The following is a 24793-nucleotide window of genomic DNA, read 5'->3' on the forward strand; positions in this document are numbered from 1 at the left end:
GGCGCCTACGGATGCGTGCCTACGAAATGCCTAAGCATCACGCGCGCCTGAGCGCGTTCCTACGCCCGCGTCTACCTCGTGATTTTGTTCGGGAGAACTGACCGCGGTGCACGGTGCGGACTGGATGCGGCGCGTGGCTTGCGGCGGCACGGGGTCGCACGGATGATCTGGACTCATGGGAGAGATGAGCATGGTCTTCGCGGCCCCAGACGATGAGACCGCGATCGCGGAGCTCGGGGACTGGCTGGGGAGGCCACCTGTCCACGAGGACGATGGACTCCGGCCCGAGATGCTGGCCGAGCTGGAAGCGCTCCTCACCGGCCGGGACAGCCAGGAGATCACGGCGGACCCCAGGCACGGCGTCCAGATCACTGAGATCTTCGATGAGGGCGCCGGCGTCGTGGAGGCCGGCCTGGTGACGGTCACCGACACGCTCACCCATGCCCTGGCCGTCGCGGATACCGAGGCGCTGTCAGCGGCAGCGGCATGGTCGCACGGCGAGTACGCCGTGCAGGGACTGGCCATCGTCGCGCGCCACGCGGCAGCCCACGGCCACCATATGTACAGCTTCTGGTACTTCTGACCCGATACGTTAAATCCCTGGCGAGGTTGACGCCGATGGCGAGTCCTGGCTCCGGGCCTGGGCCTTGCCCGCTGGTCGCGGCGGCGAGAACCTCTGCGGACCAGGCCAGCGATAACAGGCAGACAAGTCAGCCTGGCGATAAACCGCGATGCGGTCGGAACTCACGAACAACGGCTTCCCCCAGACCAGGGCGCGGTCACTCCTGACGAGCAAGTGCGGTCAGTCCTCGCTAACGAAACCAACCTCGGCACGACCGGGGCGCGTCCACAGTTCCGCACGGCCTCCGGAAGCAGCACACCATCTCGCGTCGTGTGCACCATGTGTCGCGGCGTGCTGCATTCTTGGAACCAGAACGGCGGCGTGCCTTCTCGAACGATAGTTCGATGTTCCGCTAGTCTCCCCGGCATGCGACTCGACGCTCCCATCGACATCGAGACGACTCCGGACGGCAAGCCGGCCGCGATCACGTGGAAGGGGACGCGGTATCCCGTCCGTGTCCTTCGGACCTGGGAGGGCCGAGTCCACCGGATCTCCACCACCCTGCAGGGCCGCCCGGCGATCGGGGAGATCGAACAGGACGGCGCCTGCGGGACGCTGCGCCGCTGGTGGACGTCCTAACCAATCGACGCGCGACCTGTTGTGACCCTGGCAGCGGCCGGCCGCCGGGCGGCTGTTGCCCGGCACGGGTCGGCTGGTGCCCTCAGCGATCCCTGCTGCGCAGCGAACAGCGGTTTGTCCAGGCGCGAAGCGCGTGAAGCTCATGCGGCGGGCCTTGCCGACCGTTGTCCCGTCGCTTGAGGTGAGCCGTTGCACGTGCCGGCAGTGCCGACGGCTTGCCTAAGGACGTGTCGACGCCGCGCGCCTGGACGAAGACATGCTCATCCCTCACCGGTCACGTGCCTAAGCCCGTGCCTATGGGCCCAGACGGTTGTCCACTCGCGCGCCCTACGGTCCGTCCACGCGGTAACTGCTTGCTGACCCGCGTTGCGAGGTGCGGTTCGCGTCCCCGGCGCTTGCCCAGCGGTTGCCGGCCACGTGCCTAAGATCGTGCCTACGGACTTGGCCGCTTGCCTACGGGCGTGCCTATGCCCGCGTCCCCGGCCACCGGCGTGCTGAGTGGTTGCCTACCGCGTGCCTATGCCCGTGCCCAAGGCAATGCGCCCCGCGCCTAACCGCGCGCCTAAGATCACCGCGGTGTCTTCGGCGTCTGCCGATCAGGTGCCCACTGGCCGTGCCTAAGAAGTGCCTACGGGGCCGGGTTGCCTGGGGTGCGTGCCGTTCGAGACGGGTGGAAGCAGAAGCACCCGTCATGAATTTCAACCCTGACCAGTCTGACCGTCACCGCCCGGGCCGGCCCAACCGGACCCACCGCGACGCCTCACCCGCCGCTAGCCCGGTGGAGCCGGTGCCGTTGTCGGTGTGGGCGTGCGCGCAGCAGCCCGCCATCACCCAGCGCCGGGGCCGCTACCTGTCGGCGGCGACCGCGCACCCGGCCAAGATGCTTCCCGCACTCGCCGCCACCGCGATCACCTCCTACACCCGCCCCGGCGACCTCGTCCTCGACCCGATGTGCGGCATCGGAACCACCCTCGTCGAAGCCGTCCACCTGGGCCGGGAGGCGATCGGGATCGAATGTGAACCCCGGTGGGCGCACCTGGCCCGGGCCAACCTCGACCACGCCCGCGACCAGGGCGCGTCCGGGACCGGCGCGGTCATCACCGACGACGCCCGCAACGCGAGCGCTCTGCTCACCGACCCGCACGTCGCGGGACGGGCGGCGCTGCTGTTGACCTCGCCCCCGTACGGGCAGGCCACGCACGGGCAAGTCCGCTCCAGTCGTGAGACCGGCCGCCCCGGCGTCCGCAAGAGCGACTACAGCTACGGCAAGGAGGCCGGCAACCTGGCCCGCACCAGCCACGACCGGCTGCTGACCGGGTTCACCGACATCCTGGCCGGGTGCCTGCCGCTCCTACGGCCCGGCGGGATCGTCGCCATCACCACCCGCCCGTTCCGCCACCACGGCCGGTTCATCGACTTCCCCGCCCAGGTGTGGGCCGCCGCTCAAGACGCCGGCCTGGAGCCGGTGCAGCGGCTGGTGGCACTGCTGTGCGGGATCAAGGACGACCATCTGGTGACGCGGGCGTCGTTCTTCGCGATGCACGAGACCCGCAAGGCCCGCGCCGCCGGCCTGCCCCTGCACGTGAACGCGCACGAGGAAGTCCTCGTCCTCAGACGATCACCGAAGTCCCTGAGTTCAGCCGAACTGAAGGGTCCTCAGCCTGAACCCGAGGATCGGTTCAACTCTTCGGCGTCGGTGGACCGGCGGGGCGACGACCGCGGGAAGCGCGACTCGTGAGGCAGCTCCAAGCCTTCCGCGTCCTCGCTGAGCAACGCCTCGGCGAGGACCGCCTTCGCTCAGCCGAACAGCCCGGCAGGTGCGCCATGAATCCGTCTGCGAGCGCCCCCGGCGGACCGGGCCGGAACGACTTGACCAGCGGTATCGAGGTGGGCGTACATGCTCCGTGCCCTGGGCGGCAGGCCAGCCGGATGGGGCCACCGCATCTGGAGCGGTGGCCAGCGGAGAGACATCCAGGCCGTGGTCACCGCCCAGGGCACCTACCCTGTCTCCTCCCGACCGAGACCCGGCGACGAGCTACCGGCACCGGCTGGCTGAACAACACTGCTGCCGTCGCGGCTCGGATCGGCGTCCTGCCGAACGGCGCGGGTCCAACGCTCATTTTCAGGGCCATCGGTCAAACCCCGGACGGATCGGTTCGCCCGGCCGGATTCTGCCTGTGCGGCCTGCGCCGCCCCGCCGCGCCTCTGTCCCCGGTCCCGAGCGCGGACAGATCAACCCACTCCCTATCCTCGCCCCCGGATCTACCGGCCCTACACACCGCGACGGCACCTACGCCGGAACGGGACCGTACCGGGTGCCGGAACCGGTGGCCCGCGACCCGCGAGCACCTGGCGGCGACCCGCCGTGGTGAGCTGCGGTGACCAGCGGATTCGGCTTGACCCCGGCCGTGGAGGCGAGCGTCGATATCCCCCGCCCCGCACCGCCGTCCACGCCATGGACGGTGCCCCGGCACACCGGGACCACACGGTTCCGGCTGCCGTCTGGGGCACGCCAGCGGCGAGCGGGTCCGCACCCGCCGGCTCCCCGATCGGGGAGTGGTCGTGGTGAGGGCCGGGATGTCGCTGGCGGAGCTGGGCGGGCTGCCCACGGTGGTCGACCTGGTCACCGCGGGCAAAGCCCTGGGGCTGGGCCGTACCAAAACCTACGAACTCGCCCAGGCCGGTGAGTTCCCCTGCCGGATCATCCGCGTCGGCAAGAAATACCTGGTGCCCACCCCGGAGCTACTCGCCCTGCTCGGATACCAGCCGACACATCTCGAATCGGGGAGTGAGTGACCCAATGGCCACTGGACGAACGTTCAAACGATGCAGCTGCCGCGATACCGAAACCGGACGCCGCCTGGAAACCAAATGCCCGAAACTCCGCCGCGCCGACGGCCGATGGAGCCCCCACCACGGCACCTGGTCCTACCAACTCGAACTCCCCCCGGCCCTCGACGGCACGCGCCGCAACCCGCTACGGCGCGGCGGCTTCACGACCCAGACGGCGGCCGAAAACGACCTGGAGAAGGCTCAAGAGTTGCTGGCGATCAGCAACGACCAGCGCATCCAGAACAAGATCACCGATTTCGTCCTCGGCACCGTCAAGAAAACCGGGGAACTGCCCGACGCCGACACCGTGCGGAAGAAGGTCCGCACCGGTCAGCAGCTCAACCGCAAGATCCTGCTCGGCGACTGGCTCGACATCTGGCTGGAGGGCAAGAAGAAGATCACCGCCACCACCAAGAACCGCTACGCCAGCGACATCCGCCTCTACCTCAAGCCCCACCTCGGGAACATCCCCGTTGAGGAACTACGCGTCGCTGACATCTCCGAGATGTTCGACGACATCGAGGAGTACAACGAGCTCATCCGTGAAGCCCGCGCGAGCAACGACCCCACTCTGCGCGCCAAGGTGAAGTGGCGGCGGGTGGTCAATCCGCCCACCTTGCGCCACATCCGCGCGACGCTGCGGCACGCGCTGAATGTCGCGATGAAACAAGAACGCCTGATCGACTTCAACCCCGCCGCGATTGTCGAGCTGCCACCCGCGACCCGGCCCAAGCCGCTGGTGTGGACCGACGAACGCGTCCGCGCCTGGGAAACCGCCCACCGCCGGCACCTGGCCACGGTCCGCGAACGCGCGGGCGGCAAACGCATCAACGTGATCGAGGCCTACATCGGCACCCCACGCCCCTCGCCGGTCATGGTGTGGACCCCCGAACAGACCAGCCGGTTCCTGCAGCGCGCCACCCGGCACCGGCTCTACCCCCTCTTCCGCCTCATCGCCTTGCGCGGCCTGCGCCGCGGGGAGGCATGCGGGATCCAAACCCTCAGCGTCGACCTCAAGAACGGGACGATCGCGGTCTCCTGGCAGATCACCCAGCTCGGCTGGAACCCCCACCACGGCAAACCCAAAAGCGACGCCGGCGACCGCATCATCGACCTCGACGAAGAAACCATCAAGATCCTCCGGGCCCACCGGGCCAAACAGAACCGCGAACGCCTCGCCGCCGGACTCGGGGAATCGGAGTTCTTCTTCACCGACGAAAACGGTGACCCACTCCACCCCGCGCACGTCACCGACCAGTTCCAATGGCTCGCCTACGAAACCGGTCTCCCACCGATCCGCCTGCACGACCTGCGCCACGGCGCCGCATCCCTCATGCTCGCCGCAGGCGTCGACATCAAAATCGTCCAGCACACCCTCGGCCACGTCACCAGCGCCTTCACCCGCGACACCTACACCAGCGTCTACCCCAAGCTATCCCGCGACGCCGCCGAAAACACCGCCGCACTGGTCGCGACGGACCGGCCCGCCAGCGGCAGCACCGCGGCGTTCACATAAACGCGTCGCGGGCCTGCTGAGCGAGGTCGTTCTGCCCCGCTGCCGATCAGGTGCGGCCGGTGGTGGCCGATACGTGTCGGACCGCGTGATCACGCGTGCCGCCGCGTAGTGTCCACGGCCGACACGGTCCCCTGGGGGGCGGATGATGATGACGCTCGCGCGGACGCTCCGGCTGTTAACGCTTCGATACTGCGACCGTGCCAGCCCTGGCAGCACCGGCCCGGGGCGGGGCTCGGCCTCCGGTTCGATCGCGATCCGAGCGCTGACGGCATGAGCAGGCTCGGCCTGATCCAGCGGGTCGCAGCGTCTGGCCGGGCGGGAGATCATCTGGCACGGATCGGCACGCCACTTAGTAGCGACCGGCGATTCCGCAGCTATTTCATCGCCGGTCAGATCAACGCCGCCGGTACGACGATGGAAGTCGGTGCCCTGGCGTTCGTGGTGCTGGGGACCGGGGCCGGTGCGCCAGGGATCGCGATGGTGCTGCCGGCGAACATGGTCCGGCCTACGGTGTCGGCCTCAACGCGGTTTCGTTCTTCGCCTCGGCCGCGCTGATTGCCACGATCCACGCCCCGCGCGTCGCCCGCAAGGCCTCGAGCCTGAGGGCGGACCTGGTCGAAGGCTGGTCGGCAGTCCGTTCCTGGCCCTGGATCTGGGCCAGCCTCTTCGGTGCTGCGGTTATGGTCCCCGGCTGGCACGTCGGCTACGTTCACTTTGCAAGTCGATTGTCGGAAGCTTTTCAGTCGGCGGAGTGGCAGTGTTTTTCGCCAGCCCCGAGCTGCGTCGGCTCTGGTTCAGTCGTGGGTGGTGGGTGCCGGCAGGTGGGGCGGCTGCCATCGCCAGGTGGCGTTGCCATCGGCGGTGATGCCCTTGCGCCACAGCGGTGCGGGTATCAGCCGGATCATGGTGACCATGGCCCGGTAGGCGGCGGTGGAGGTGGTGCGGCGTCGCGACCACGATCGCCTGCCGGGTCACGATGTCTCCTGATCGTCGAGGCCGTAGGTGCCGTCGGGGTGCAGGGGTGGGGCGTTGTCGAAGACCTTGGCCATCCATTCGAAGGTGGCGTGCGCATCGCGGATGCGTGCGGTCCGCTCATCGCCGGGGCCGACCAGCTCTAGGCCGTCGCGGGTGATGTCGAGGAAGGAGGTGATGGCGGCGATCTGATTGCGGGCCACCACCGCCCAGGCGTCATCGGCCATCCGGTAGTAGACGGTCCGCTCGCCCGGGCGGGTGCGCCAGGTCAGAAACCCCATGCCGGACAGCAGCCGCAGGTTCGATGTCAGTGAGGCGCGGCTGGCGCCGATGGCCGCGCTGATCTGGCCGGCTGACTGCTCCGGCGGGTCACAGACCATCAGCCAGCCCAGCACTCGCCCGGCGATCGGCGGCACCCCATCGCGCGCCAGGTACATCGCCACCCGCTCCACCCATTCCAGCAAGCGTTCCTGCTCGGTCACACCTCCGCCTCCCCTCTTGCAGTTATTTCAGCATCAGCTAAAATCCGTGTATTAAGGATACGCCCCGAGGGCGTGCTGTGGAGAGCCGGGAAGTCTGGTCGGCCCGCGATGTTCGCCGTCGCGGAGAAGGAGGAGGACTTCCCGATGAACCGTGTCCTTTCGGCGCTGCTTGCCGGCGGCATCGCCGCCGGCGCCCTGGTGCCTGCGCTGCTGTGGGCCGACGGTGCGACCCGGTCCGGCTACAGCCTGTGGCACCACGGCGCCAGTCAGCTCGGCACCGGTGAGCGCGGCTGGCTGCAGACGATCAACTTCGTGCTCGGCGGGCTGTTGCTGGCGGCCTTCGCTGCCGGAGTGCGTCGCGTTCTGCGCGGTGGGCGAGGCGCGACCTGGGGACCCCTTCTGCTCGCGGCGGCTGCGGCGGGACTCATCGTGGCCGGGCTGGTGCCCACCGATCCCGCACTCGGGTACCCGCCCGGGCAGCCGAGTACCGTCACCGCCGCCGGCCTCGTCCACCAGGTGGCCGGGTTCCTGCTGTTCGCAGGGCTCAGCGCCACCACGTTCGTCCTGGCCAGACGCCTGCGGGAGACAAGCCGTGCCTGGGCGCTCTACTCCCGGCTGTCCGGGACCGTCATCATCGTCTTCGCCTTCGCCGCGGGCATCGCCTATCGCCTGGACGCCCAGGGCCTCTGGCGACCGGCCCCCGCGGGCCTGCTCGAACATCTTTCCCTGCTGGCCGGATTCTGCTGGCTGATCGCTGTGGGCGTGTACCTGCGCCGCGTGCACGCCGACGCCGATCGTCCCGCAGGGTCGGCGGCGTCGGCATCAGGGAGGAGCCGTTTCTCGCTGTAGTCGCGTATCGGGTGCGTACGGCCGTCGGCGCCGCTGCTCGATCAACAGAAGCGGCGCTCGTCGATCACGCCATCGGTCCGCAGCCGTCCCTTTCCCCTGCCGAAGATGAGAAGGACGCACTTCCGAGGGAGCATGTTGGTTCGGTCGCTGTCCGGAGGTGCTTAGGGCGCGAAGCGGTAGCCGATGCCGCGCTCGGTGATGAGATGTCGCGGGCGGGCGGGGTCAGGTTCGAGTTTGCTGCGGAGTTGCCGCAGGTAGACGCGTAGGTAGTTGGTGCTGGTCGCATGTGTGGATCTTTGGATCTCGTGCAGCAGTTGCTGGTGGGTGATCAGTTTTTCGGGGTTGCGGACGAGGATCTGCAGGATCTGCCATTCGGTGGGGGTGAGCTGGACGCGCTGGTCGTCTTCGGGCGTGTGGCGGGTGACGTGTCCGGCCGCTAGATCGACGGTGAAGGCGCTGGTGCGTATGACCGGATCCGGATCGGCCGGTTCTGGTTCGGCTCGGCGGAGCACGGCGCGGATCCGCGCGGAAAGCTCGTTGAGTCCGAAGGGTTTGGTGAGGTAGTCGTCGGCGCCGGCGTCGAGGACGGCGACAGTGTCGCCTTCGTCGTGGTGGGCTGACAGCGCGATGATCGGAATGCGTGACCAGCCGCGCAGCCCGTGGATCACCTCCGTGCCGTTCGGTGAAGCCAGATCAACGATCACCAGGTCGTGCCTGCGGCTGCAGGCCAGTGACAGGGCCGTCGTGCCGTCGGCGGCGGTGTGGACGTCGTGGTGCTGGGCGCGCAGGGAACGATCGAGCGCCTGGATGAGTGGCGGCTCGTCTTCGACGATCAGGATGGTGGCCATGGCAGGGGCTCACGAGGCTGATCGGCGGTCGATGGCGGTCTGTTCGTCGCCGTGGCGCGCGAGTGCGGCCTCTGCGGAGCCGAGTTGCCAGGGCACGCTGATGACCATGACGCCGGGCCGGAACAGCAGCCGGGCCTTGAGCCGTAGCGCGCTCTGGTTGTGCAGCAGGTGTTCCCACCAGTGCCCGACGACGTACTCGGGGATGAAGACCGCCACCACGTCGCGGGGGCTTTTGCGGCGGATGCGTGCGACGTAGGCCAGGATCGGCTCGGTGATCTCCCGGTAGGGGGAGTCCAGCACGGTCAGTGGGACGGGGATGCCGCGTTCGGTCCATTCGCGTTGCAGGTTCTCGATTTCGGCGTCGGAGGTGTGCACCGTCAGAGCCGTCAGCGTGTTGGGCCGGGTGGCGCGCGCGAACGCCAGCGCCCGCAGGGTCGGGGTGTGGAGCTTGGAGACCAGCACCACGGCGTGCACCCGGCTGGGCATCGCGACCGCGTCGTCGCTGGGGCGTAGTTCGGCCGCGACGTGCTCGTAATGCCGGTGGATCCCTTTCATCATCGCGAAGACCAGCGGCATCGCGATCACCACGATCCAGGCACCGTGGGTGAACTTGGTGATCAGCACGATGACCAGGACCAGCCCGGTGAATGCGGCGCCGATCGTGTTGATCACCCGGGCCCGGTGGATCCGCCGTCGATCCGGTCCTGTCTGGGTGCCGCGCAATTCATCGGTCCAGTGCTTGACCATCCCGGCCTGGCTGAGGGTGAAGGAGACGAACACTCCGATGATGTACAGCTGGATCAGCTTGGTGGTGCTGGCGTCGAAGACCCAGATCAACAGCCCAGCCAGCAGCGCAAGGATCACGATGCCGTTGCTGAAGACCAGCCGGTCGCCGCGTCGGGCGAACTGCCGGGGCAGGAAACCGTCCTCGCCAAGGATCGAGGCCAGGATCGGGAAGCCGTTGTAGGCGGTGTTGGCGGCCAGCACCAGGATTGCCGCAGTGAAGCCGGCCACCAGATAGAACAGCAGTGAGCCGTTCCCCGACACGGCGGCCGCGACCTGAGTGATGACCGTCTTTTGCGCATACCCGGCCGGTGCCCCGATCAGATTCTGGGGACTGTCGGCGACCCGTACATGGGACACCAACGCCAGGAGCGTGATACCGGCGAACATCGCGATGGTCATCACGCCCATGATCGCCAGCGTGTCGGCGGCGTTCTTGGACTTGGGCCGCTTGAAGTTCGGGACCCCGTTACTGACCGCCTCCACCCCGGTCAATGCCGTACAGCCTTGGGAGAAGGCGCGTAGCACGAGTGCGAATGCCAGCAGACCGGTGGAGCCGTGCGTGGGATGGATGCCGAAGTGCGCCGACTCGGCCTGTGGGGTGTTCCCGAACGCCGCCCGCAGTGCGCCCCAGAGGATCATGGTGAACACCACGAACGCGAACCCGTAGGTGGGGATCGCGAACACCGTCCCGGATTCCTTGACGCCCCGAAGGTTCATCACCGCCAGGACCGCGACCATGCCCAGGCAGATCTGCACCGCGTACGGTGCCAGCGCCGGGATGGCCGAGACGATGTTGGCGACCCCGGCGGCCACCGACACCGCCACGGTGAGGACGTAGTCGACCAGCAAGGCGCTGGCCGCGGCCAGTGAGGCGTTCACTCCGAGGTTGGCGCGGCTGACCGCATAGGCCCCGCCCCCGTTGGGGTAGGCGTGACAGGTCTGGCGGTAGGACAGCACCACGACGGCCAGCAGCACGATCACCGCCAGCGCCACCCATGGGGCCAGGTGGAACAACGCCAGGCCGCCCAGGCTCAGCCCGAGCAGGATCTCTTCGGTGGCGTACGCGTTGGAGGAAAGCGGGTCGCTGCAGAACACCGGCAATGCCAGCTTCTTCGGCAGCAGGGTTTCGCCCATCTGGGCCGTCCGCATCGGGCGTCCGACCAAGAACCGTTTGGGCACCTGCAGTGCCGTATGCCTCATGCCCCCGAGATACGCCCGTTCAGAGCGGCCATCTTCACTGTGCTTGCGTTCCTAGCGGTTTCCTAACGCCGACGTGATGGGTTTTAACGGCGCCCTAACATCGCGGACGGCCGTTCGTTCATGACCCGGATGCCGCAGAGGTTCCGCTTTGTTCGGTGAGGAAATCGGTGATCATGGCGGCGATGGTGGGATAGTCGTCGCTGAACCAGATGAAGTGGCTGTCGGCGCGGCTGGTGACCAGGTGCCCGTGCGGGATGGCGGCGGCCAGGGAACGGGCATGCGCGAACCGAACCGCTCCATCGTTCGGAGTGGCGATGACGAGGGTCGGTTGACGGACGGTCGCGGGCAGGTGCTCCTGGGCAGAAGGATCGGCCATGGCACGCAGATCAGCGGCGAAACCGCTGCCCGAGCGCATCCGGCCGAACAGTTCTACCAAGAGCGAGCGATGCTCATCGCCCAGAGCGGTCAGGAAGGGACCGACAGGCCGCATCGTCAGGTCGCGTAGCAGCAGCCGAAGCCCGAGTCGTGGTGCGCGGCGCATCAGCGAGTGCGTCAGCGCCCAGGTCATCTTCTCGGCGCGGGGCGCGAACAGCAGAGCCGCGCCCGTGCGGATGCGGCGGGGTGGCCAGGGCAGGAACCCGACAGCGCTTTGAAGGATGAGGCGCTGGACCAGGTCCGGATGGCGAGCGGCCATCGTGACCGCGGTAGGGCCTCCCGCCGACTGTCCCACCACCGCGGTGACTGTCTCGATGCCGAGCTCCCTGCACAGCGCGGTAACGAGGTCGCAGAACCGCGCGGGCGTTGGCCCCGCCGCCAGGGACGTACGTCCGTAGCCGGGACGTGACGGTGCCAGGATCGTGTAGCCGGTGTCGGCGAACACCTGTTCGCCGAGCGGCAGACCGGCGCGCATGTGCCCGCCATGCAGCATGAGCACGATGCGCGGACCACGGCGCTCCAGACGGTACTCCACCGTTGCTCCGGAAACCTCGATCGTCTGCGTGGGGCGCTCGACCTCGGGCATCGCGGTCCTCCGGGGGTACGGCGGCTGATCAGGATTCAGGGTTTCATGAGTCCGGCTCTATTGAGCGGCCACGTTCGGCCCGCCAGCGGTCGACCAGCGCGGGCAGCTCCCGGAACATGAACCCGTAGAAGTCGCGCATCTCGCTCAGCCGCCGCGCGGCCGGGCTGTCTGCACCGGCCGCTTTGATGCCCTGGTCGGCGGCTTCGAACATCGCCTGGACCATGCCGTTCTGCGCCGACATCAGCGTCGCCCAGGCCCCCTCACGCAGCCGGTAATGCTCACGACGGCTCCCGGGAGCGGGCGCGCGTTCGATCAGCCCGACCGTCGACAGCATCTTGATCGCACCAGAGACGGAACCAGAACTGATGCCGAGCTGCTCGGCGAGCTCGGGCGCGGTGACGCTGTCGGCATCGGCGAACAAGAACGCCGCCATCACCCGCGCCGTGGCCTTCTGCAGCCCTCCCTGAGCCAGGGTCAAGGCCATCCGCTCGGCCGCTTCGGTGGTATCCGCCAAGGCCAATCCCTTCTCCAAGAACTCTAGGCGAAGTCTAACAGCTCCAAATCTTCAGAAGTCTCTGAAGATTCTGATATTGTACGGGCTATGCGCACCGCGATCGAGCTGAACGGGCTCACCAAGACCTACGGCCACCGCCGAGGCCTGACCGGCCTGACCCTCCAGGTGCACTCCGGGGAGGTGTTCGGCTACCTGGGCCCCAACGGGGCCGGCAAGTCCACCACCATCCGCCTGCTGCTGGACCTGATCCGCCCCACCTCGGGGACCGCCCGCGTCCTCGCCCTGAACCCCCGCAGCGAGGCCGTCAAGCTCCACCGCCGCATCGGCTACCTGGCCGGTGACTTCGTCGTCGACGGCCGCCAGAAGGCCAGCGAATGCCTGGCCTTCCTCGCCGCCCTACGCGGCGGTGTCCCCGCCCGCCGGATCACCGACCTGGCCGAGCGCCTCGAACTGGACCTGAACGCCCGGATCAAGAGCCTGTCCAAGGGCAACCGGCAGAAGGTCGGCCTGATCCAAGCGTTCATGCACGAACCGGAGCTGCTGATCCTCGACGAACCCACCTCCGGCCTGGACCCCCTGGTCCAGCAGACCTTCCTTGACCTGGTCATCGAGGCCAAACAGGCCGGACAGACGGTGTTCATGTCCAGCCACATCATGAGCGAGGTCGAAGCGGTCGCCGACCGGGTGGCCATCATTCGCGAAGGCCGCCTGGTCGCCCTCGACACCGTCACCGACCTGCGCGCCCGATCCTTCCTGCAGATCCGGATCACTTTCGCCGCACCGATCCGGTCCGAGGAGTTCGCCGCCCTGCCCGGGGTCGCCGCCCTGTCCATCGACGGCACCACCCTGGCCTGCCGGATCGACGGCAGCCCCGATGCCCTGATCAAGGCCGCCGCCCGGCACACCGTCACCAGCCTGCGCGCCGACACCCAGGACCTGGAAGAGCTCTTCCACAGCTACTACAGCGGCCAGGCCATCGAGCAGGACAACGGTCGCGCCGCCTAGCGCCCGTTCCCGCACCCGTACTTCTGCACGCGCCACGATGAACGAAACGGACACATCGATGACCACGACGGCCCGCACTGCCGCGAAGCCCCCCGTACTGCCCGGGACCTCCGGGCTCGCCCGCGCGTTCGGCGGCTCGATGTACACCAAGACCCTCTTCGACAACCGGCGTATCTTCACCGTCTGGGCGCTGGCCACCGGTCTGCTGGCCATGATGTACGCGAGCTTCTACCCACAGATCTCCGCCGACTCCATGGCCAAGGTGCCCCAGGCCATGCGCGGATTCGGCCTCCACGACACCTCCACGGCCGCCGGCTACCTCCAAGGCGCGGTCTTCGGTCTCCTCCTCCCCCTACTGGCCACCTTCTACGGCGCCGCCACCGGCGCCCGCATGATCTCCTCCGACGAAGAAAGCGGCTACCTGGACCTGCTCCTGGCCCACCCCATCAGCCGCACTCGCCTGCTGCTCCACCGCTTCACCGCCCTGGCCACCGGCGCCGTCATCATCGCCACCGCCGTCCTGGCCGCCATGCTCGCCGTCCGCACCAGCGCCGACCTCGACAGCGTCACCATCGGCGCATTCACCGCCCAGACCCTCAACCTCGCCCTGCTAGCCATACTGTTCGGCGCCCTGGCCACCGGCATCGGCGCCGCCACCGGCAAGAACCGCGCCACCGTCTTCGGCATCACCGCCGGCCTCGGCGTCGCCACCTACGCCCTGCACGGCTTCGCCCCCCAGATCGGCGCCGACTGGCTGCGCTACCTCACGCCCTTCCACTACTACATCGGCGGCGAACCCCTCAAAAACGGATTCCAGGTCGCCGACATCGTGGTTCTGGCCGGTGCCGCGGTTGTCTTCGTCGCCGCCGGCAACTGGCGATTCGGCCACCGCGACCTCGGCCGCTGACCATCCCATGGCAGCACATTGCTCGCGAAGGCCTGGGTTGTCCGCTGCGGTAGAGGAGACCCAGGCCCCTCGACATTAGAGAACTGCCGCCAAGTCAGCCGCTGAGCACGACCTCGGGAAGCTCGACAAACCGTGAGCAGCTTGCCCTACGTGCTTGCAGTCGCTCATAGCGGCGCGTGCGCGCCACGCTCCCATACGCTCCGGGGAACGTGACGAGAAACTGCCATTGATGATGGGGCCAAGTAGCGCCGGGCCGGGGCTGGCGGCAATCGACCCGAACGCGTGATACTTGAACCGATGTCTTCTCCGGCCGCGAGGAGGCATGGCCGTGCCCCTGTCCAGAGACGAACAACGCGCTCTTGCCGAGATCGAACGACGCCTTCTTACAGGCGATCTGGCGTTCGCTCGACGGGTGATGGTATTCCGCTGGCGTATGCGCCGGCATGAGGTGATTGCGCCGCACTGGTCATTGAACCTGTTCCTCGCCGTCATCGCCCTCCTGGTGATCACAGCCCTCGTCACGTTCGTGGCCCGCGATGCCGAGGATGGCTCCTCGCCATCACCCGCGCCGTCCTATTACTTCCCCGTCCAGACGGATCACCCATTGCCGTTCGAGCCACGATGATCACCATGCCGACCTGGTCACCCGGTACCTCTGGGGCCACAACGGCCGTCTCAGTGGTTACATGGAGCGGCAGTACACACAGGACCACTATCGAGGCGATCTGCGGGCCCGATGCCAGCCGTGCCGACGCCGAGCTCTTCCTGAAGCCTCGACAGCCTTGAGCGGCTACAGCACCGCGGAAGGGCCAGGGAAATCTCCACCGGCAGGATCGCGACCTGCATCGGAGCGGAGTCCTGGCGCCGGAGAATCGGATATGTCTACTTGACCCAGTTCAATGGCACCGGCTTGTGGACGAATCATCAATGGTGGGCGATGAGCTCCATCGCCGTCATCGCTCTGCTCGCCCTCGCAGTGCCCTGGACTCGGCGCAGACCCGTCCAGGCCCGGGAGGCGATCGCCGCTCAGCGGCAAACCCTCACCACGAGCAACTGACCCTCTCCGCTGCCGCAGGTTCGTCCGCGGGCGCCTGTGCGGATGCGCGGACTATCCTGCCGACGCAGAGCTGAGATGGGGGTGCGTGATCATACAGGGCGAGGGCGCGGGATCGGATTCACTGCTCCAGTGGCTACCGTTCGCGGTGATGGGGGCGGTGGCCGTGGTCGACGTACTCGCTGGCCCGCCGGTGGGATTTGTGCCGCTGCTGACGCTGGGGCCGGCGTTCGCGAGCCTGTCGTGTGGCACGCGCCGGACCGCGCTGGTGGGTCTGCTGGCCCTGATCTTGTGCATCATGCTGGGCTATTACGACCACTTCGTGGGGCGGCGGCAGCACACGCTGATCTTGGTCGCCATTGTGGGGGTGACGGCGGCGAGCGCGTGGGCCAGCGCGATCCGCCAGCGGCGGGAGCGCGTGCTGGCCGAGGTGCGGTCGGTCGCCGAGGTCGCCCAGCGAGTGCTGTTGCGGCCGGTACCCCGCAGGATCGGCGCCGATCCAGCTGGCGCTCAGCTACACCTCTGCTTCGGCTGAGGCGCGGATCGGCGGGGATCTGTACGAGGTCGTCTCCGCTCCATGGGGAGTGCGCGTCATCATCGGGGACGTTCAAGGCAAAGGCCTTCCGGCGGTGGAGACGGCCGCCGCCGTTCTGGGCGCCTTCCGCGAAGCGGCTCACGAAGAGCCGGAACTCACCAGCGTCGTCGCCCATCTGGAGGCGAGCTTGGCACGTCAGCTGGCCGGGGAGAAGTTCGTCACCGCGGTACTGGCCGAATTCGGCGACAGCGACACCGTCACCCTGCTCAACTGCGGCCACCCCGCGCTCCTCATCCTCAGCGGCGAGGACTGCTTCATTGCCGAAGCCGACGACCCCGCGCCACCGCTGGGCCTCAGGGATCTTCTCCACGTCCCGCCCTCCCCGTATACCGTCAAGTTCGCTCCCGGCGATCAGATGCTGCTCTTCACCGACGGAATCATCGAAGCACGCGATCACCACGGCCGTTTCTACCCGCTGCTCGAGCGCGCGGATCTGCTCAATCTGGCGGATCCCCAGCAGGCCCTGGAACGGCTGCGAACCGATGTTCTCGAGCATGCCGGCGGCCCGCTGGCCGATGACGCCGCCATGCTGCTGATCCGCCGACGCACCGGCACATGAGCGGCTACGCACCCGCCGGTCGCGGACGTGTCTTGGGTGATCCACAATGACGCCGCACCTGCCGGGTAACGCGCCACGCGCGACGTGGGGAACGCCGGTGGTTTCGGGGCCGGCCCGCGAGGTGCGACGGGGTATCGGGGGTCATAGATGCCGGCGGTGCCATTGGGGACCTACGTTCTGCCATTCGATGTCGATGGCGTCGGGTTGTGGACGGCGGGTGAGGATGAGGATGATCGCGATGGCGACACATGCCCCGGCAAGAGCGGTTTGCGCGCCGCGGTGCAGGGGGCTCTTGGGCGGGTCAGCGATCTGACCCGCCTCGTCGATCCAGATCGGATGGCTCATCCCGGTGGTGTGGCCGGGTGGCGCGGGAACCGCTCCGGTGCGCCGGGTGCCGTCGGTGGTGGTCCAGTGTCCGATGGCGGGCCGAGATCGTTCGGGTGCGGCGGGTTCGATGACGGTCGCGGTGGCCTGAGACAGACGCGCGTTTTCTGCGCGGGCCGTTCGCAGTAGTGAGATGTGCGTGCTGATCGCGATGAGCGCCCCGCAACTGAGGGAGACGATGAGAGCGATGATCGCTTTGCGTGCCGGCCGGATCGATGTCATCGGTGCTCACCTCATCCTTCCCCTGCGGTATGGCGGATGGTTCCAGCGCGGCCATGTTGGTAGATGTCGGGGATGCCATCGGCGTCCTGGTCCCGGTTTTCTGCCTCCCACAGCCTGCGGTAGATCGTGTTGCGGCGCTTGAGTAGCAGCGCGGCGGTGGCCGCGGCGATCAGGGATCCGGTCAGGACGGCGGCTTTGATGTGTTCGCCCTGGGCGGGGTCGGTGAAGGCGAGCTCACCGATGAGCAGGGCGACGGTGAAGCCGATACCGGCCAGCACCGCCAGGGCGAAGACGTCACTCCAGGCCAGATCGGGATTGAGCCGGGCTCGGGTGAAGCGGGCGGCCAGCCAGGTTCCGGCGAAGATCCCCACCGTCTTGCCGATGATGAGGCCGAGTACCACACCGAGTGGCTCCGGGCGGGTGAACACCGCGCCCAGGGCCGGTGCTGAGAGGCCCACCCCGGCGGCGAACAGGGCGAACAGGGGCACGGCGATACCGGCCGATACCGGCCGCAACAGATGCTCGGTGCGCTCCCCGGGGGAGGCGTCCTCACCGGCTCGCCGGTCAGGCTTGGTGCGCAGGATCAGCCCCATGGCCACTCCGGCCACGGTGGCGTGTACCCCGCCGTTGTAGGTCAGGGCCCAGATCGTCAGCCCGAGTGGCACGTACCACCACCAGCCACCGACGCGGTAGCGCTGGAGCAGGTAGAACACGACCAAGCCGGCGGCGGCGCAGGCGAGAGGTACCAGGTTGATGCCGGCGGTGAAGAAGACGGCGATGATCAGGATCGCGCCAAGGTCGTCGACGACCGCGAGAGTCAACAAGAACGCCCGCATGGCCGAGGGCAGGTGGGTGCTCAGCACCGCCAGGACCGCGAGTGCGAAGGCGATGTCGGTGGCCATCGGCACCGCCCAGCCGGCCGCACTGCCACCGCCGACGCCGGTGATGCTCAGGTAGAGCGCGGCGGGAACCGTCATGCCGCCCACCGCGGCGACCACGGGCAACACCGCGGTCGCCGGACTGCGCAGCTCACCGGCCACCAGCTCGCGTTTCAGCTCGATGCCGGCCACCAGGAAGAAGACGGTCAACAAGCCCTCGGCGGCCCAATGCCCGACCGACATGTCCAGCCCCAGCGCGGGGACGCCGAAATGGAAGTCGCGGACGCGGGCGTAGGAGGCATCCCACGGGGTGTTCGCCCACGCCAGCGCTACCGCGGCGGCTGCCAGCAGGATCAGCCCGCCGACCGTCTCGGTCCGCAGCGTCCGGGCGACCACCGCGCGTTCTGGCCAGGGCAGCCGCTGGAGAAAAGTCGTACGCTCACGCCGGGTGACGCCCATCCGGTGAACCTCCGCAGCATCGATGCACGGGCACACGGCCCCTTCCGATGCCGACCAGGCTTCCCGGCACACCTCGCGTCTCACGACGCGTTATCCCTCACATACCCGGCCAGGATGGCACTTACCGTGACAAACCTCACCGGGTGCCGACCGTACGCCTGAAAGGGGGCACGGCGAGGGCCTCGCGATGATCTTCAAGAAACCATCGTTTATTGAAGACCGGGGCCCACCGCGCGACGCAGCCCGGGCGGCATCGGCGTCTGCTGCGCGTACCCGTTGCTGTCCTCCAGGTGACGCGCGTGCTGCCCGCGGACACCCCCACCTGGTATCTGCTGTTTCAGGGATTCATCGGCGTGCTGCAGTTCGGGATCAGCGTGCCCATGCTGGCCGGCGACCACCGGGCCGGCGTCGGGGGACGCTTCTAGAACCTGGCGCCGCGCGGCAACGACCGCATGGGCATCGGTGGGGGCCGGGCGTGCACGGCTACTCGCGAATTCTGCCCCGGGGATCAGGCATTAAGAATGCGTTAGGGTGATCGGCAGGTGTGCCGGGAAGCCTGGTCGGCGGCTGTCTTCGCCGTCCGACAAAAGAGGGGCTGCCCCGATGATCTGCCTGTGCACAACGAACGACGGTCCGCGCTGATGGACGGCGTCGAGTCGTACGGGCTGGTGATCCTCGCCGTTGCGCTGGTCGGGCTGGCGGCGGTGCTGTCCAGCCGAATCAGCGAACGGCTGCGCGTCCCCGCACCCGCGTTCTTCCTCATCGGTGCCGCCGTCGTATCCGACTTGTGGCCGCGACTCGGCGGGCTGTCGTTCACCACGGTCGAGCACGTGGTCACGATCGCGCTCGCCGTCATCTTGTTCGACGGCGGAATGCACATCGGCTGGCGCCGGTTCCGCACGGTCGCGGCCGGGACGGTATGGGTTGGTGTGGCCGGCACGCTGGTCACCGCTGGTGCGGTCGCCGTCGCCGCGCACACGATGTTCGGTTTCGACTGGCGCGTCGGGCTGCTGCTGGGCACCGCGCTGGCGCCCACGGATCCAGCGGTGGTGTTCTCCGTGCTGGGCCGGCGTGAGATCATCGGCCGCAGCGGCGTCCTGCTCGAAGGCGAATCCGGTGCCAACGATCCGGTCGGGATCGCGCTGCTGGTCGCGTTGCTGGGCGCCACCGGCACCGGCCTGGACGCCGTCGGGGACGTGGCGTGGGAGTTCACGCTGCAGATGACGGTCGGTGTGGCCGTCGGCGCCGCCGGTGGTCTGGCGTTGCTGTGGTTCATGCGCCGGGTGCCGTTGCCGAGTGAGGGCCTGTACTCGCTGCGCGTGTTGGCGAGCGCTTTGGCCGTCTACGGGATAGCGACTGTCGCGCACGGGTCGGGCTTTCTCGCGGTATTCGTCGCCGGCATCCTCATCGGTGACGAACGTGCTCCCTACAAGCGCGAGATCACCGGGTTTCACTCCTCGCTGGCCAGCCTCGCCGAGATCGTCGCGTTCGTGATGCTCGGGCTGACAATCCGATTGCGGGACCTTCCCGACGGGCAGGCATGGCTGATCGGACTGGCGCTGGCCATGCTGCTCGCCTTCGTGATCCGGCCGGTGCTGGTCGGACTGGTCCTATGGCCGGTACGGCTCCGGCTCGGCGAGCGCGCCTTCGTGCTGTGGACCGGCCTCAAAGGCGCCGTGCCGATCCTGCTGGGCGCGTTCGTCGTGCAGTCCGGCGTGAAGGAGGCTCCTCGCGTCTACGACATCATCTTCGTGGTCGTGGTGTTCTCGGTCATCGTGCAGGGCGGAATGGTGCCCTTCTTGGCCCGGCGGCTGAAGGTGCCGCTGCGCACTATCGAACCCGAACCCTGGACTCTCGGCGTCCGCTTCCAGCACGAACCTCAGGGGTTGCACCGCTTCCAGGTCACCACGGAATCTCCGGCCGCCGGCCGCACCATCGAAGACCTGCCCCTGGATCAGGACACCTGGATCAGCTTCATAATCCGCGACGGCCATCTCGTTCCCATCCAGGCCCGGACCCGTCTGCAGACCGGGGACGAGGTCGTCGTGCTGTCCGGCGACGAGACCGACCTGACCGGCCTATTCACCCGGTAACCCGTGAACACCGGATCACTTGGTCCGGTCGACCCCTGACAGCCGCCCCGAAACGGCCCTCCGCTCCCGAACGTGACCCCAGCCGCCAGGTAGCCGATCCGCCGGTCTTCGGTCTGTCCGTGGGGTGTCGGGATTAGAAGGTTTGACGACACCCACGTGAAGCACGCCGAGACGGCCAAAAGAACCGAACAACAGGGAATGAAACACCCCGCCGGGCGGTCTGATCCAGGCGTTGATTGACGACAGGATTTCCCGACAGATAGAACGGGGCTCCGTGCTACCGAGGAGCGCCGGTGCGGATCGTTTACTCCCGCTCGTCCACCGCGACCCAGTCACTGCTCCGGCAGCGGCACATCCTCACCGAGGCCGGCCTGCTGGTCCGGACCGAAGGAGTCGCCGAGGGGTTCCACCCGGCCGACGGGGTGCTGCTATTCGAGGACCCGGCGACCACCTCCAAGATCCCCGCACTGGAGCGGCCCGCGTTCGCCAAGGTCGCCTCCGCCGCGCACCCCGGCGACACCCTCACCGTCTCAGAGCTGTTCCGGCTCTGCCGCGACCTGATGGACATCCACGCCGTCCGGGACTGGTGCCAGGCCCGCGGCGTCGTGCTGCGAGTCCTGTCGGGGCCGCTGTCCAACTTCCACGACCTGGCCGCCGACGACGCCACCACCGCCCTGATCATCAACGTGATCACCGCCGTCGGGCAGTTCCAGCGCGACCTGCAAAACGAACTGACCGCCGAAGGGATCGCCGCGGCCGAAGCCGAAGGCCGCTACCGCGGTCGGCCGCCCGCACTCGCCGGAGACCAGCTCGAGGAAGTGCGGGCGGCGTTCCGCGACCAGGGCGCCTCGATCGCGGGCCTCGCGCGTGAGCACGGGGTGAGCCGAGTCGCCGTGCGCACCGCACTGGCCGACCTGCTGCCCGACCCAAGGACCCCGCCCCCTCAGTCCTGACCGACAGATGGGCCACCCACATCGGACCGGTGGACGGCGGTAACTCCGCCTGAACCGGCTCGCTATCGCCGTTGGCCGTTCGGTTGCTGCTCACGGGCCAGCGCCTGGCCGCGCCGAGTCGCGGCCCGCGAAGTGTCATCAGGGGACGGACGGTGCGAACTGGAAATGCGTGGCAGTTTGACCGACTAGGTCACTCACCGGGTTCTCTCTGTTACTGTCTGCGTCAGGTCGTGCTGGTGTTCCGTGAAAGCCGCTGCCCCGGCCGGCGCGATCGTCTCCGCCGTCGCCTGGCGCCCATGTTTGAGGGGACGGGGCGCCACGGCGGCGGGGAGCCCGCACCCGCATCAGTGACCCGAGCCCCCAGAGTCGGTCTTGTCACGCTGGGGGCCTGCGGGCGTGGTCGATGGCAGCCGACAGGGTGTCGTGGATGAGCAGGTGGCCGGTCAGGCCGGCGACTCGCAGAACCTGGGCGACGCGGGGTGGGGTGCGGCCAGGGCGAGGCAACCACCGGCCCGGCGGGTCTGGGTGTGGTGGCGTAGGAGCAGCCGCAGGCCGCTGGCGTCGATGAAGGTCAGCCGGCTCAACTCCAGGACCAGCCGGTCGCCGTGGGCACGGGCGGACCTGGTGCAGGTGCGCATCCAGCGCGTCGAATCCGGCCAGGTCCAGTTCACCGACGAGATGGACCACGGCCAGCCCATCGATGAGGCGGGTGATGTGGCGCACGAACTCTTCCGGCGCCACCGCCGGGCCGACCGGTGGTGTGCAGTGGAGAAGATGCCGGTGCGAGCGCACACGGTGCTCCATGCATAAAACCGTTGCATACCGTCACCGATCGGAGCAACTCCGAGGTGTGGGCAGCGGCGGGCCGGCCAGAGAGTCGGCAGCCGTCTGGGTGTCGGCCGCGACGGTCAGGCGCAGGGCCTTGATGATCTGTTCCAGGCGTTCGCCGGCGGCCTGAAGGCGTCGTCGTCTTGGTAGCCGGTGCGGGCTTGGGCGGCGGCCAGGTCCAGGCCAGCGGCGAACAGTTGCCGCACCAGCGCGTCGGCCAGCTCGGCGCAGATCCGCTGCTGCCCGCACGGGCGGGCCGCGATCTGGCTCAACTCATCGGTCTCCGGCGGCGGGTCACCGCCGCGGCGGCCATCCGGGAATGTGCGACATGCCGAGCCATACCCTGCCGAGCCATACCCTCTCCTTTGCCTCCGGCAGGTCTTTCCATCCTGATTACCCCATCTGGCCGGATTCGTGCAGCTTCACGTGGATAGACCCGATGCCGGCTCCGCAGCCGCCCGGGACCAAGAATCCGACCCGCTATCGGATGGTCCCTGCGAGCAGAACCCACCCATGACACGATTTCACCGTGAGTGATAGACCAGGTACGCATCGAAACGGCGACGGGGTGACCGGCGAACGGCTCACCGCGGATCTGGCCGCGCTGCTGGAGACCGCCGCAGCCGCGGCCACCGAATGCGAACAGCTCGCCTCGGCCGGTTCCCGGGAGGCCGAACTCGCCGAGCAAGCGGCCGCCCAGGCCCGCGCACGGCTCGCCCAAGCCGAACAAACCGCCCGCACACTGGCCGCTCTCACCGCCGAAGCACGCAAGATCACCGGCGAGTGGTCCACCCGAGAAGGCAATACCTGCGGGCCCGAACAGGGCCCAGGCTGACCGGCCGGCACGCGGCGTCAGTGACGCTGCAGCAGGCCCTCGACGCGGCCGCCGTCCACCCCCAAGGCGGCCATCACCTCGCGCAACTCGCCGCGTTCGGCATCGGTGATGGCCTCGGCGCGGGCGCGCAAGCAGGTGAGCAGTTCATCGACGGCCTCCTCCCAGCGCCCAGAACGAGCCGCCACGTTGATCCGTGCCAGTGCCGAAGCCGACAGCCGGTCGGCGAACCGGCCGGGCAGAGCGCGCATCCGGGCAGCGAGTTCGCGATGCTCCTGCCGCGTCATCGCCATCACGGCCGGCGGCCGGTCATACCGGTGCGGCGCGACGATGCCCAGATACTGCAGAGCCTGCTGCACCACGCTCAACTTATCCCCCCGAACGAATCCCCCACGCCCCGCAGGCCCGGCCATAGGGCACGCCCCCGTGGTCCCCGCTCGGGCGCGGGCCCGGGGCAGGGCCCGCGCCCGCCAAAAGGCCGGGCGCCGCAGGAAGCGTGCCGGCGCTCCCCGGCCCGCCTGTCCCCTTCCGATACTCGGCGACCCCTCGCGAGACGAAGACGGAACAGGCGATCACAGCGCACTGTGATCGATCGGCCGCCGATAGTGAACAATCTGGCGCCGCGGCTCCGGCCGGCTGAAGGTCGTGCGCATGAGGCGACGGCAACGAAGGGTGGGCGCGGGCCGGAAGTGACGCGTCTGCAGGTCCGGCCCGCGCCTCCCGCCTGTACGTGGGTTCCCAGCGCGCACGACAGGCGGGTAACTGATCAACACCAGTCATCGCACACTGTAAACGAGCCATCTCCCATAGTGAACGATGCTCGGCGTCAGGCGGCCTGAGATCTCGGGCCACGAGGACCCGGCCCACTGAAACCGAAACCGGGCAACGACGGCCATCCCTGACCGTCACCATCAGTCACCGCAACTACGCACAGCTACTCTTCGCTTGGTCGCACCGACCCGAGCGGAGGGCCTAGACCGGAGTATCCGTCCGCGACCAGGGGAATGAGCGTCGTGATCGGTGTCGAATGCGCTCCTCGCGCCGGTGTTGGGGTTCTGACAAATGTTGATCAGCGCGTGCCTTCCGCCGTGACCGTGTGGTCGCCGCAGAAGACACGAGGGGCTGGGCTCTGAGGTTCGGACACCTGCCGGGGCCCAGCCTCGGGTCAGGGAGGCCGGGCAACGTAGCGGCGCTCGCCCGCAGGAACGCGGCGATCGCCGTGCCGCCGTGGTATCCGTGCGGGGCGGGAGGCATGGCCAGCCATGCGTCATCGGTGAGCAGGGTGACCAATGTGTCGATGTCGTCGGTGGTGAAGGCCTCGGCGAAGCGGCGGACCAGGTCGTGCTCTGCGCCGATCCCGGGGCGGGCGGTCTGCCGCGGGCGTCGCAGTGGTGCCAGTCGAGAGAGGTCCGCGCCCGCTGCAGCAAGTCCGCGTGACGTACCGGCGGATGTTCGGCGGGCTCACGTGGCTGGCGTGCGGCAACATGGCCGCCGTCGTACGGGCCGGGGGAGGACTCATGGTGCGGGTCTCCCCGGCCGACCACGACGCGATGCTCGCCGAGGCGGGCACCGCCGCGACGGTCATGCGCGGCCAGCCGATGCGAGGCTGGATCACCGTGACGCCGGAGGCCTGCGCCACGCCGCCGGACCTGGCCAGATGGGCGCACCGAGGCATGACCTACGCGCGGCCCCTGCCGGTTAAATGATGGCCACAGCAACGTCCGGCCAGGCCTTCGAACGGGCATCAATGTCGGGGCTGACCTTGATCGCGTAGCGGGGGCGTCGGACGCCGAACACAGATCA

At 68.4% G+C, this 24793-nt stretch carries 29 protein-coding genes; 18 read left to right on the forward strand and 11 right to left on the reverse strand.

Going from position 1 to position 24793, the window contains the following annotated elements:
- Window positions 1-175 precede the first annotated feature (175 nt).
- The 6 genes from ACYVF7_RS23290 (at window position 176) to ACYVF7_RS23315 (ending at window position 6104) form a co-directional block, all read left to right on the forward strand.
- The gene (locus tag ACYVF7_RS23290) at window positions 176-583 is read left to right on the forward strand and encodes a hypothetical protein (RefSeq protein WP_460344342.1); all 408 of its coding nucleotides are present in this window, start codon (window positions 176-178) and stop codon (window positions 581-583) included.
- 405 nt (window positions 584-988) lie between these two features.
- Window positions 989-1201, forward strand: a complete 213-nt coding sequence (locus ACYVF7_RS23295; protein WP_460344345.1) for a hypothetical protein — start codon at window positions 989-991, stop codon at window positions 1199-1201.
- Between the two features lie 691 nt (window positions 1202-1892).
- Complete coding sequence (locus tag ACYVF7_RS23300; protein ID WP_460344348.1) at window positions 1893-2939, forward strand: TRM11 family SAM-dependent methyltransferase; 1047 nt, start codon at window positions 1893-1895, stop codon at window positions 2937-2939.
- Window positions 2940-3763: 824 nt separating this feature from the next.
- Window positions 3764-3997: a DNA-binding protein gene (locus ACYVF7_RS23305; protein WP_460344351.1), complete on the forward strand. Its 234-nt coding sequence runs from the start codon at window positions 3764-3766 to the stop codon at window positions 3995-3997.
- Between the two features lie 4 nt (window positions 3998-4001).
- Window positions 4002-5549 (forward strand): tyrosine-type recombinase/integrase, encoded by a 1548-nt coding sequence (locus ACYVF7_RS23310; protein WP_460344354.1) that lies wholly within the window; start codon window positions 4002-4004, stop codon window positions 5547-5549.
- A 270-nt stretch (window positions 5550-5819) separates the two neighbouring features.
- A complete protein-coding gene (locus ACYVF7_RS23315) occupies window positions 5820-6104 on the forward strand; it encodes a hypothetical protein (protein ID WP_460344357.1) in 285 nt (94 codons plus the stop codon).
- 416 nt (window positions 6105-6520) lie between these two features.
- Here the strand turns inward: ACYVF7_RS23315 and ACYVF7_RS23320 are convergent, their stop codons facing one another.
- A complete protein-coding gene (locus ACYVF7_RS23320) occupies window positions 6521-7003 on the reverse strand; it encodes a GbsR/MarR family transcriptional regulator (protein ID WP_460344360.1) in 483 nt (160 codons plus the stop codon).
- Between the two features lie 144 nt (window positions 7004-7147).
- Between ACYVF7_RS23320 and ACYVF7_RS23325 the strand changes: the two genes are divergently transcribed.
- Window positions 7148-7852, forward strand: coding sequence for a DUF998 domain-containing protein (locus tag ACYVF7_RS23325; protein ID WP_460344363.1), 705 nt, complete (start codon window positions 7148-7150; stop codon window positions 7850-7852).
- A gap of 161 nt (window positions 7853-8013) precedes the next feature.
- Here the strand turns inward: ACYVF7_RS23325 and ACYVF7_RS23330 are convergent, their stop codons facing one another.
- The 4 genes from ACYVF7_RS23330 to ACYVF7_RS23345 all read right to left on the reverse strand — a co-directional run bounded on the left by ACYVF7_RS23330 (window position 8014) and on the right by ACYVF7_RS23345 (window position 12221).
- Complete coding sequence (locus ACYVF7_RS23330) at window positions 8014-8700, reverse strand: response regulator (RefSeq protein WP_460344366.1); 687 nt, start codon at window positions 8698-8700, stop codon at window positions 8014-8016.
- A gap of 9 nt (window positions 8701-8709) precedes the next feature.
- Complete coding sequence (locus ACYVF7_RS23335) at window positions 8710-10686, reverse strand: APC family permease (RefSeq protein WP_460344369.1); 1977 nt, start codon at window positions 10684-10686, stop codon at window positions 8710-8712.
- 118 nt (window positions 10687-10804) lie between these two features.
- Complete coding sequence (locus ACYVF7_RS23340) at window positions 10805-11707, reverse strand: alpha/beta fold hydrolase (protein WP_460344372.1); 903 nt, start codon at window positions 11705-11707, stop codon at window positions 10805-10807.
- 43 nt (window positions 11708-11750) lie between these two features.
- Complete coding sequence (locus tag ACYVF7_RS23345; protein ID WP_460344375.1) at window positions 11751-12221, reverse strand: GbsR/MarR family transcriptional regulator; 471 nt, start codon at window positions 12219-12221, stop codon at window positions 11751-11753.
- 87 nt (window positions 12222-12308) lie between these two features.
- Between ACYVF7_RS23345 and ACYVF7_RS23350 the strand changes: the two genes are divergently transcribed.
- The 5 genes from ACYVF7_RS23350 to ACYVF7_RS23370 all read left to right on the forward strand — a co-directional run bounded on the left by ACYVF7_RS23350 (window position 12309) and on the right by ACYVF7_RS23370 (window position 16341).
- Window positions 12309-13226, forward strand: coding sequence for an ABC transporter ATP-binding protein (locus ACYVF7_RS23350; protein ID WP_460344378.1), 918 nt, complete (start codon window positions 12309-12311; stop codon window positions 13224-13226).
- 58 nt (window positions 13227-13284) lie between these two features.
- On the forward strand, window positions 13285-14133 hold the full coding sequence (locus tag ACYVF7_RS23355; RefSeq protein ID WP_460344381.1) for an ABC transporter permease subunit: 849 nt from the start codon (window positions 13285-13287) through the stop codon (window positions 14131-14133).
- A gap of 322 nt (window positions 14134-14455) precedes the next feature.
- The gene (locus ACYVF7_RS23360) at window positions 14456-14758 is read left to right on the forward strand and encodes a DUF3040 domain-containing protein (RefSeq protein ID WP_460344384.1); all 303 of its coding nucleotides are present in this window, start codon (window positions 14456-14458) and stop codon (window positions 14756-14758) included.
- 517 nt (window positions 14759-15275) lie between these two features.
- Window positions 15276-15722 carry a hypothetical protein gene (locus tag ACYVF7_RS23365; protein WP_460344386.1) on the forward strand — a complete coding sequence of 149 codons (447 nt, stop codon included), beginning with the start codon at window positions 15276-15278 and terminating at the stop codon, window positions 15720-15722.
- Between the two features lie 49 nt (window positions 15723-15771).
- A complete protein-coding gene (locus ACYVF7_RS23370) occupies window positions 15772-16341 on the forward strand; it encodes a PP2C family protein-serine/threonine phosphatase (RefSeq protein WP_460344389.1) in 570 nt (189 codons plus the stop codon).
- Between the two features lie 141 nt (window positions 16342-16482).
- Here the strand turns inward: ACYVF7_RS23370 and ACYVF7_RS23375 are convergent, their stop codons facing one another.
- The gene (locus tag ACYVF7_RS23375; protein WP_460344392.1) at window positions 16483-16947 is read right to left on the reverse strand and encodes a hypothetical protein; all 465 of its coding nucleotides are present in this window, start codon (window positions 16945-16947) and stop codon (window positions 16483-16485) included.
- Between the two features lie 11 nt (window positions 16948-16958).
- A complete protein-coding gene (gene nhaA, locus ACYVF7_RS23380) occupies window positions 16959-18284 on the reverse strand; it encodes a Na+/H+ antiporter NhaA (protein ID WP_460344395.1) in 1326 nt (441 codons plus the stop codon).
- A gap of 212 nt (window positions 18285-18496) precedes the next feature.
- On the opposite strand from nhaA, the gene ACYVF7_RS23385 reads away from it, so the two are divergent.
- The 3 genes from ACYVF7_RS23385 (at window position 18497) to ACYVF7_RS23395 (ending at window position 21330) form a co-directional block, all read left to right on the forward strand.
- Window positions 18497-18709 carry a hypothetical protein gene (locus tag ACYVF7_RS23385; protein WP_460344398.1) on the forward strand — a complete coding sequence of 71 codons (213 nt, stop codon included), beginning with the start codon at window positions 18497-18499 and terminating at the stop codon, window positions 18707-18709.
- Between the two features lie 189 nt (window positions 18710-18898).
- A complete protein-coding gene (locus ACYVF7_RS23390; RefSeq protein WP_460344401.1) occupies window positions 18899-20377 on the forward strand; it encodes a potassium/proton antiporter in 1479 nt (492 codons plus the stop codon).
- Window positions 20378-20670: 293 nt separating this feature from the next.
- A complete protein-coding gene (locus ACYVF7_RS23395) occupies window positions 20671-21330 on the forward strand; it encodes a recombinase family protein (RefSeq protein WP_460344404.1) in 660 nt (219 codons plus the stop codon).
- Between the two features lie 443 nt (window positions 21331-21773).
- Here the strand turns inward: ACYVF7_RS23395 and ACYVF7_RS23400 are convergent, their stop codons facing one another.
- Window positions 21774-21968, reverse strand: coding sequence for an STAS domain-containing protein (locus tag ACYVF7_RS23400; protein WP_460344407.1), 195 nt, complete (start codon window positions 21966-21968; stop codon window positions 21774-21776).
- Between ACYVF7_RS23400 and ACYVF7_RS23405 the strand changes: the two genes are divergently transcribed.
- Window positions 21955-22140 carry a hypothetical protein gene (locus ACYVF7_RS23405; RefSeq protein ID WP_460344410.1) on the forward strand — a complete coding sequence of 62 codons (186 nt, stop codon included), beginning with the start codon at window positions 21955-21957 and terminating at the stop codon, window positions 22138-22140. The genes ACYVF7_RS23400 and ACYVF7_RS23405 overlap by 14 nt on opposite strands.
- A gap of 98 nt (window positions 22141-22238) precedes the next feature.
- Here ACYVF7_RS23405 and ACYVF7_RS23410 read toward each other — a convergent pair whose 3' ends face one another.
- The gene (locus tag ACYVF7_RS23410) at window positions 22239-22430 is read right to left on the reverse strand and encodes a hypothetical protein (RefSeq protein ID WP_460344413.1); all 192 of its coding nucleotides are present in this window, start codon (window positions 22428-22430) and stop codon (window positions 22239-22241) included.
- Window positions 22431-22687: 257 nt separating this feature from the next.
- Here ACYVF7_RS23410 and ACYVF7_RS23415 point away from each other — a divergent pair, with 257 nt between their 5' ends.
- On the forward strand, window positions 22688-22993 hold the full coding sequence (locus ACYVF7_RS23415; protein WP_460344416.1) for a hypothetical protein: 306 nt from the start codon (window positions 22688-22690) through the stop codon (window positions 22991-22993).
- A gap of 17 nt (window positions 22994-23010) precedes the next feature.
- Here ACYVF7_RS23415 and ACYVF7_RS23420 read toward each other — a convergent pair whose 3' ends face one another.
- Window positions 23011-23358, reverse strand: a complete 348-nt coding sequence (locus ACYVF7_RS23420; RefSeq protein ID WP_460344419.1) for a hypothetical protein — start codon at window positions 23356-23358, stop codon at window positions 23011-23013.
- Between the two features lie 604 nt (window positions 23359-23962).
- Window positions 23963-24388, reverse strand: coding sequence for a nuclear transport factor 2 family protein (locus ACYVF7_RS23425; RefSeq protein ID WP_460358074.1), 426 nt, complete (start codon window positions 24386-24388; stop codon window positions 23963-23965).
- Window positions 24389-24423: 35 nt separating this feature from the next.
- On the opposite strand from ACYVF7_RS23425, the gene ACYVF7_RS23430 reads away from it, so the two are divergent.
- Window positions 24424-24696 carry a TfoX/Sxy family protein gene (locus ACYVF7_RS23430; RefSeq protein ID WP_460344422.1) on the forward strand — a complete coding sequence of 91 codons (273 nt, stop codon included), beginning with the start codon at window positions 24424-24426 and terminating at the stop codon, window positions 24694-24696.
- Window positions 24697-24793: the final 97 nt, after the last annotated feature.

Source organism: Actinoallomurus acanthiterrae (assembly GCF_054775715.1).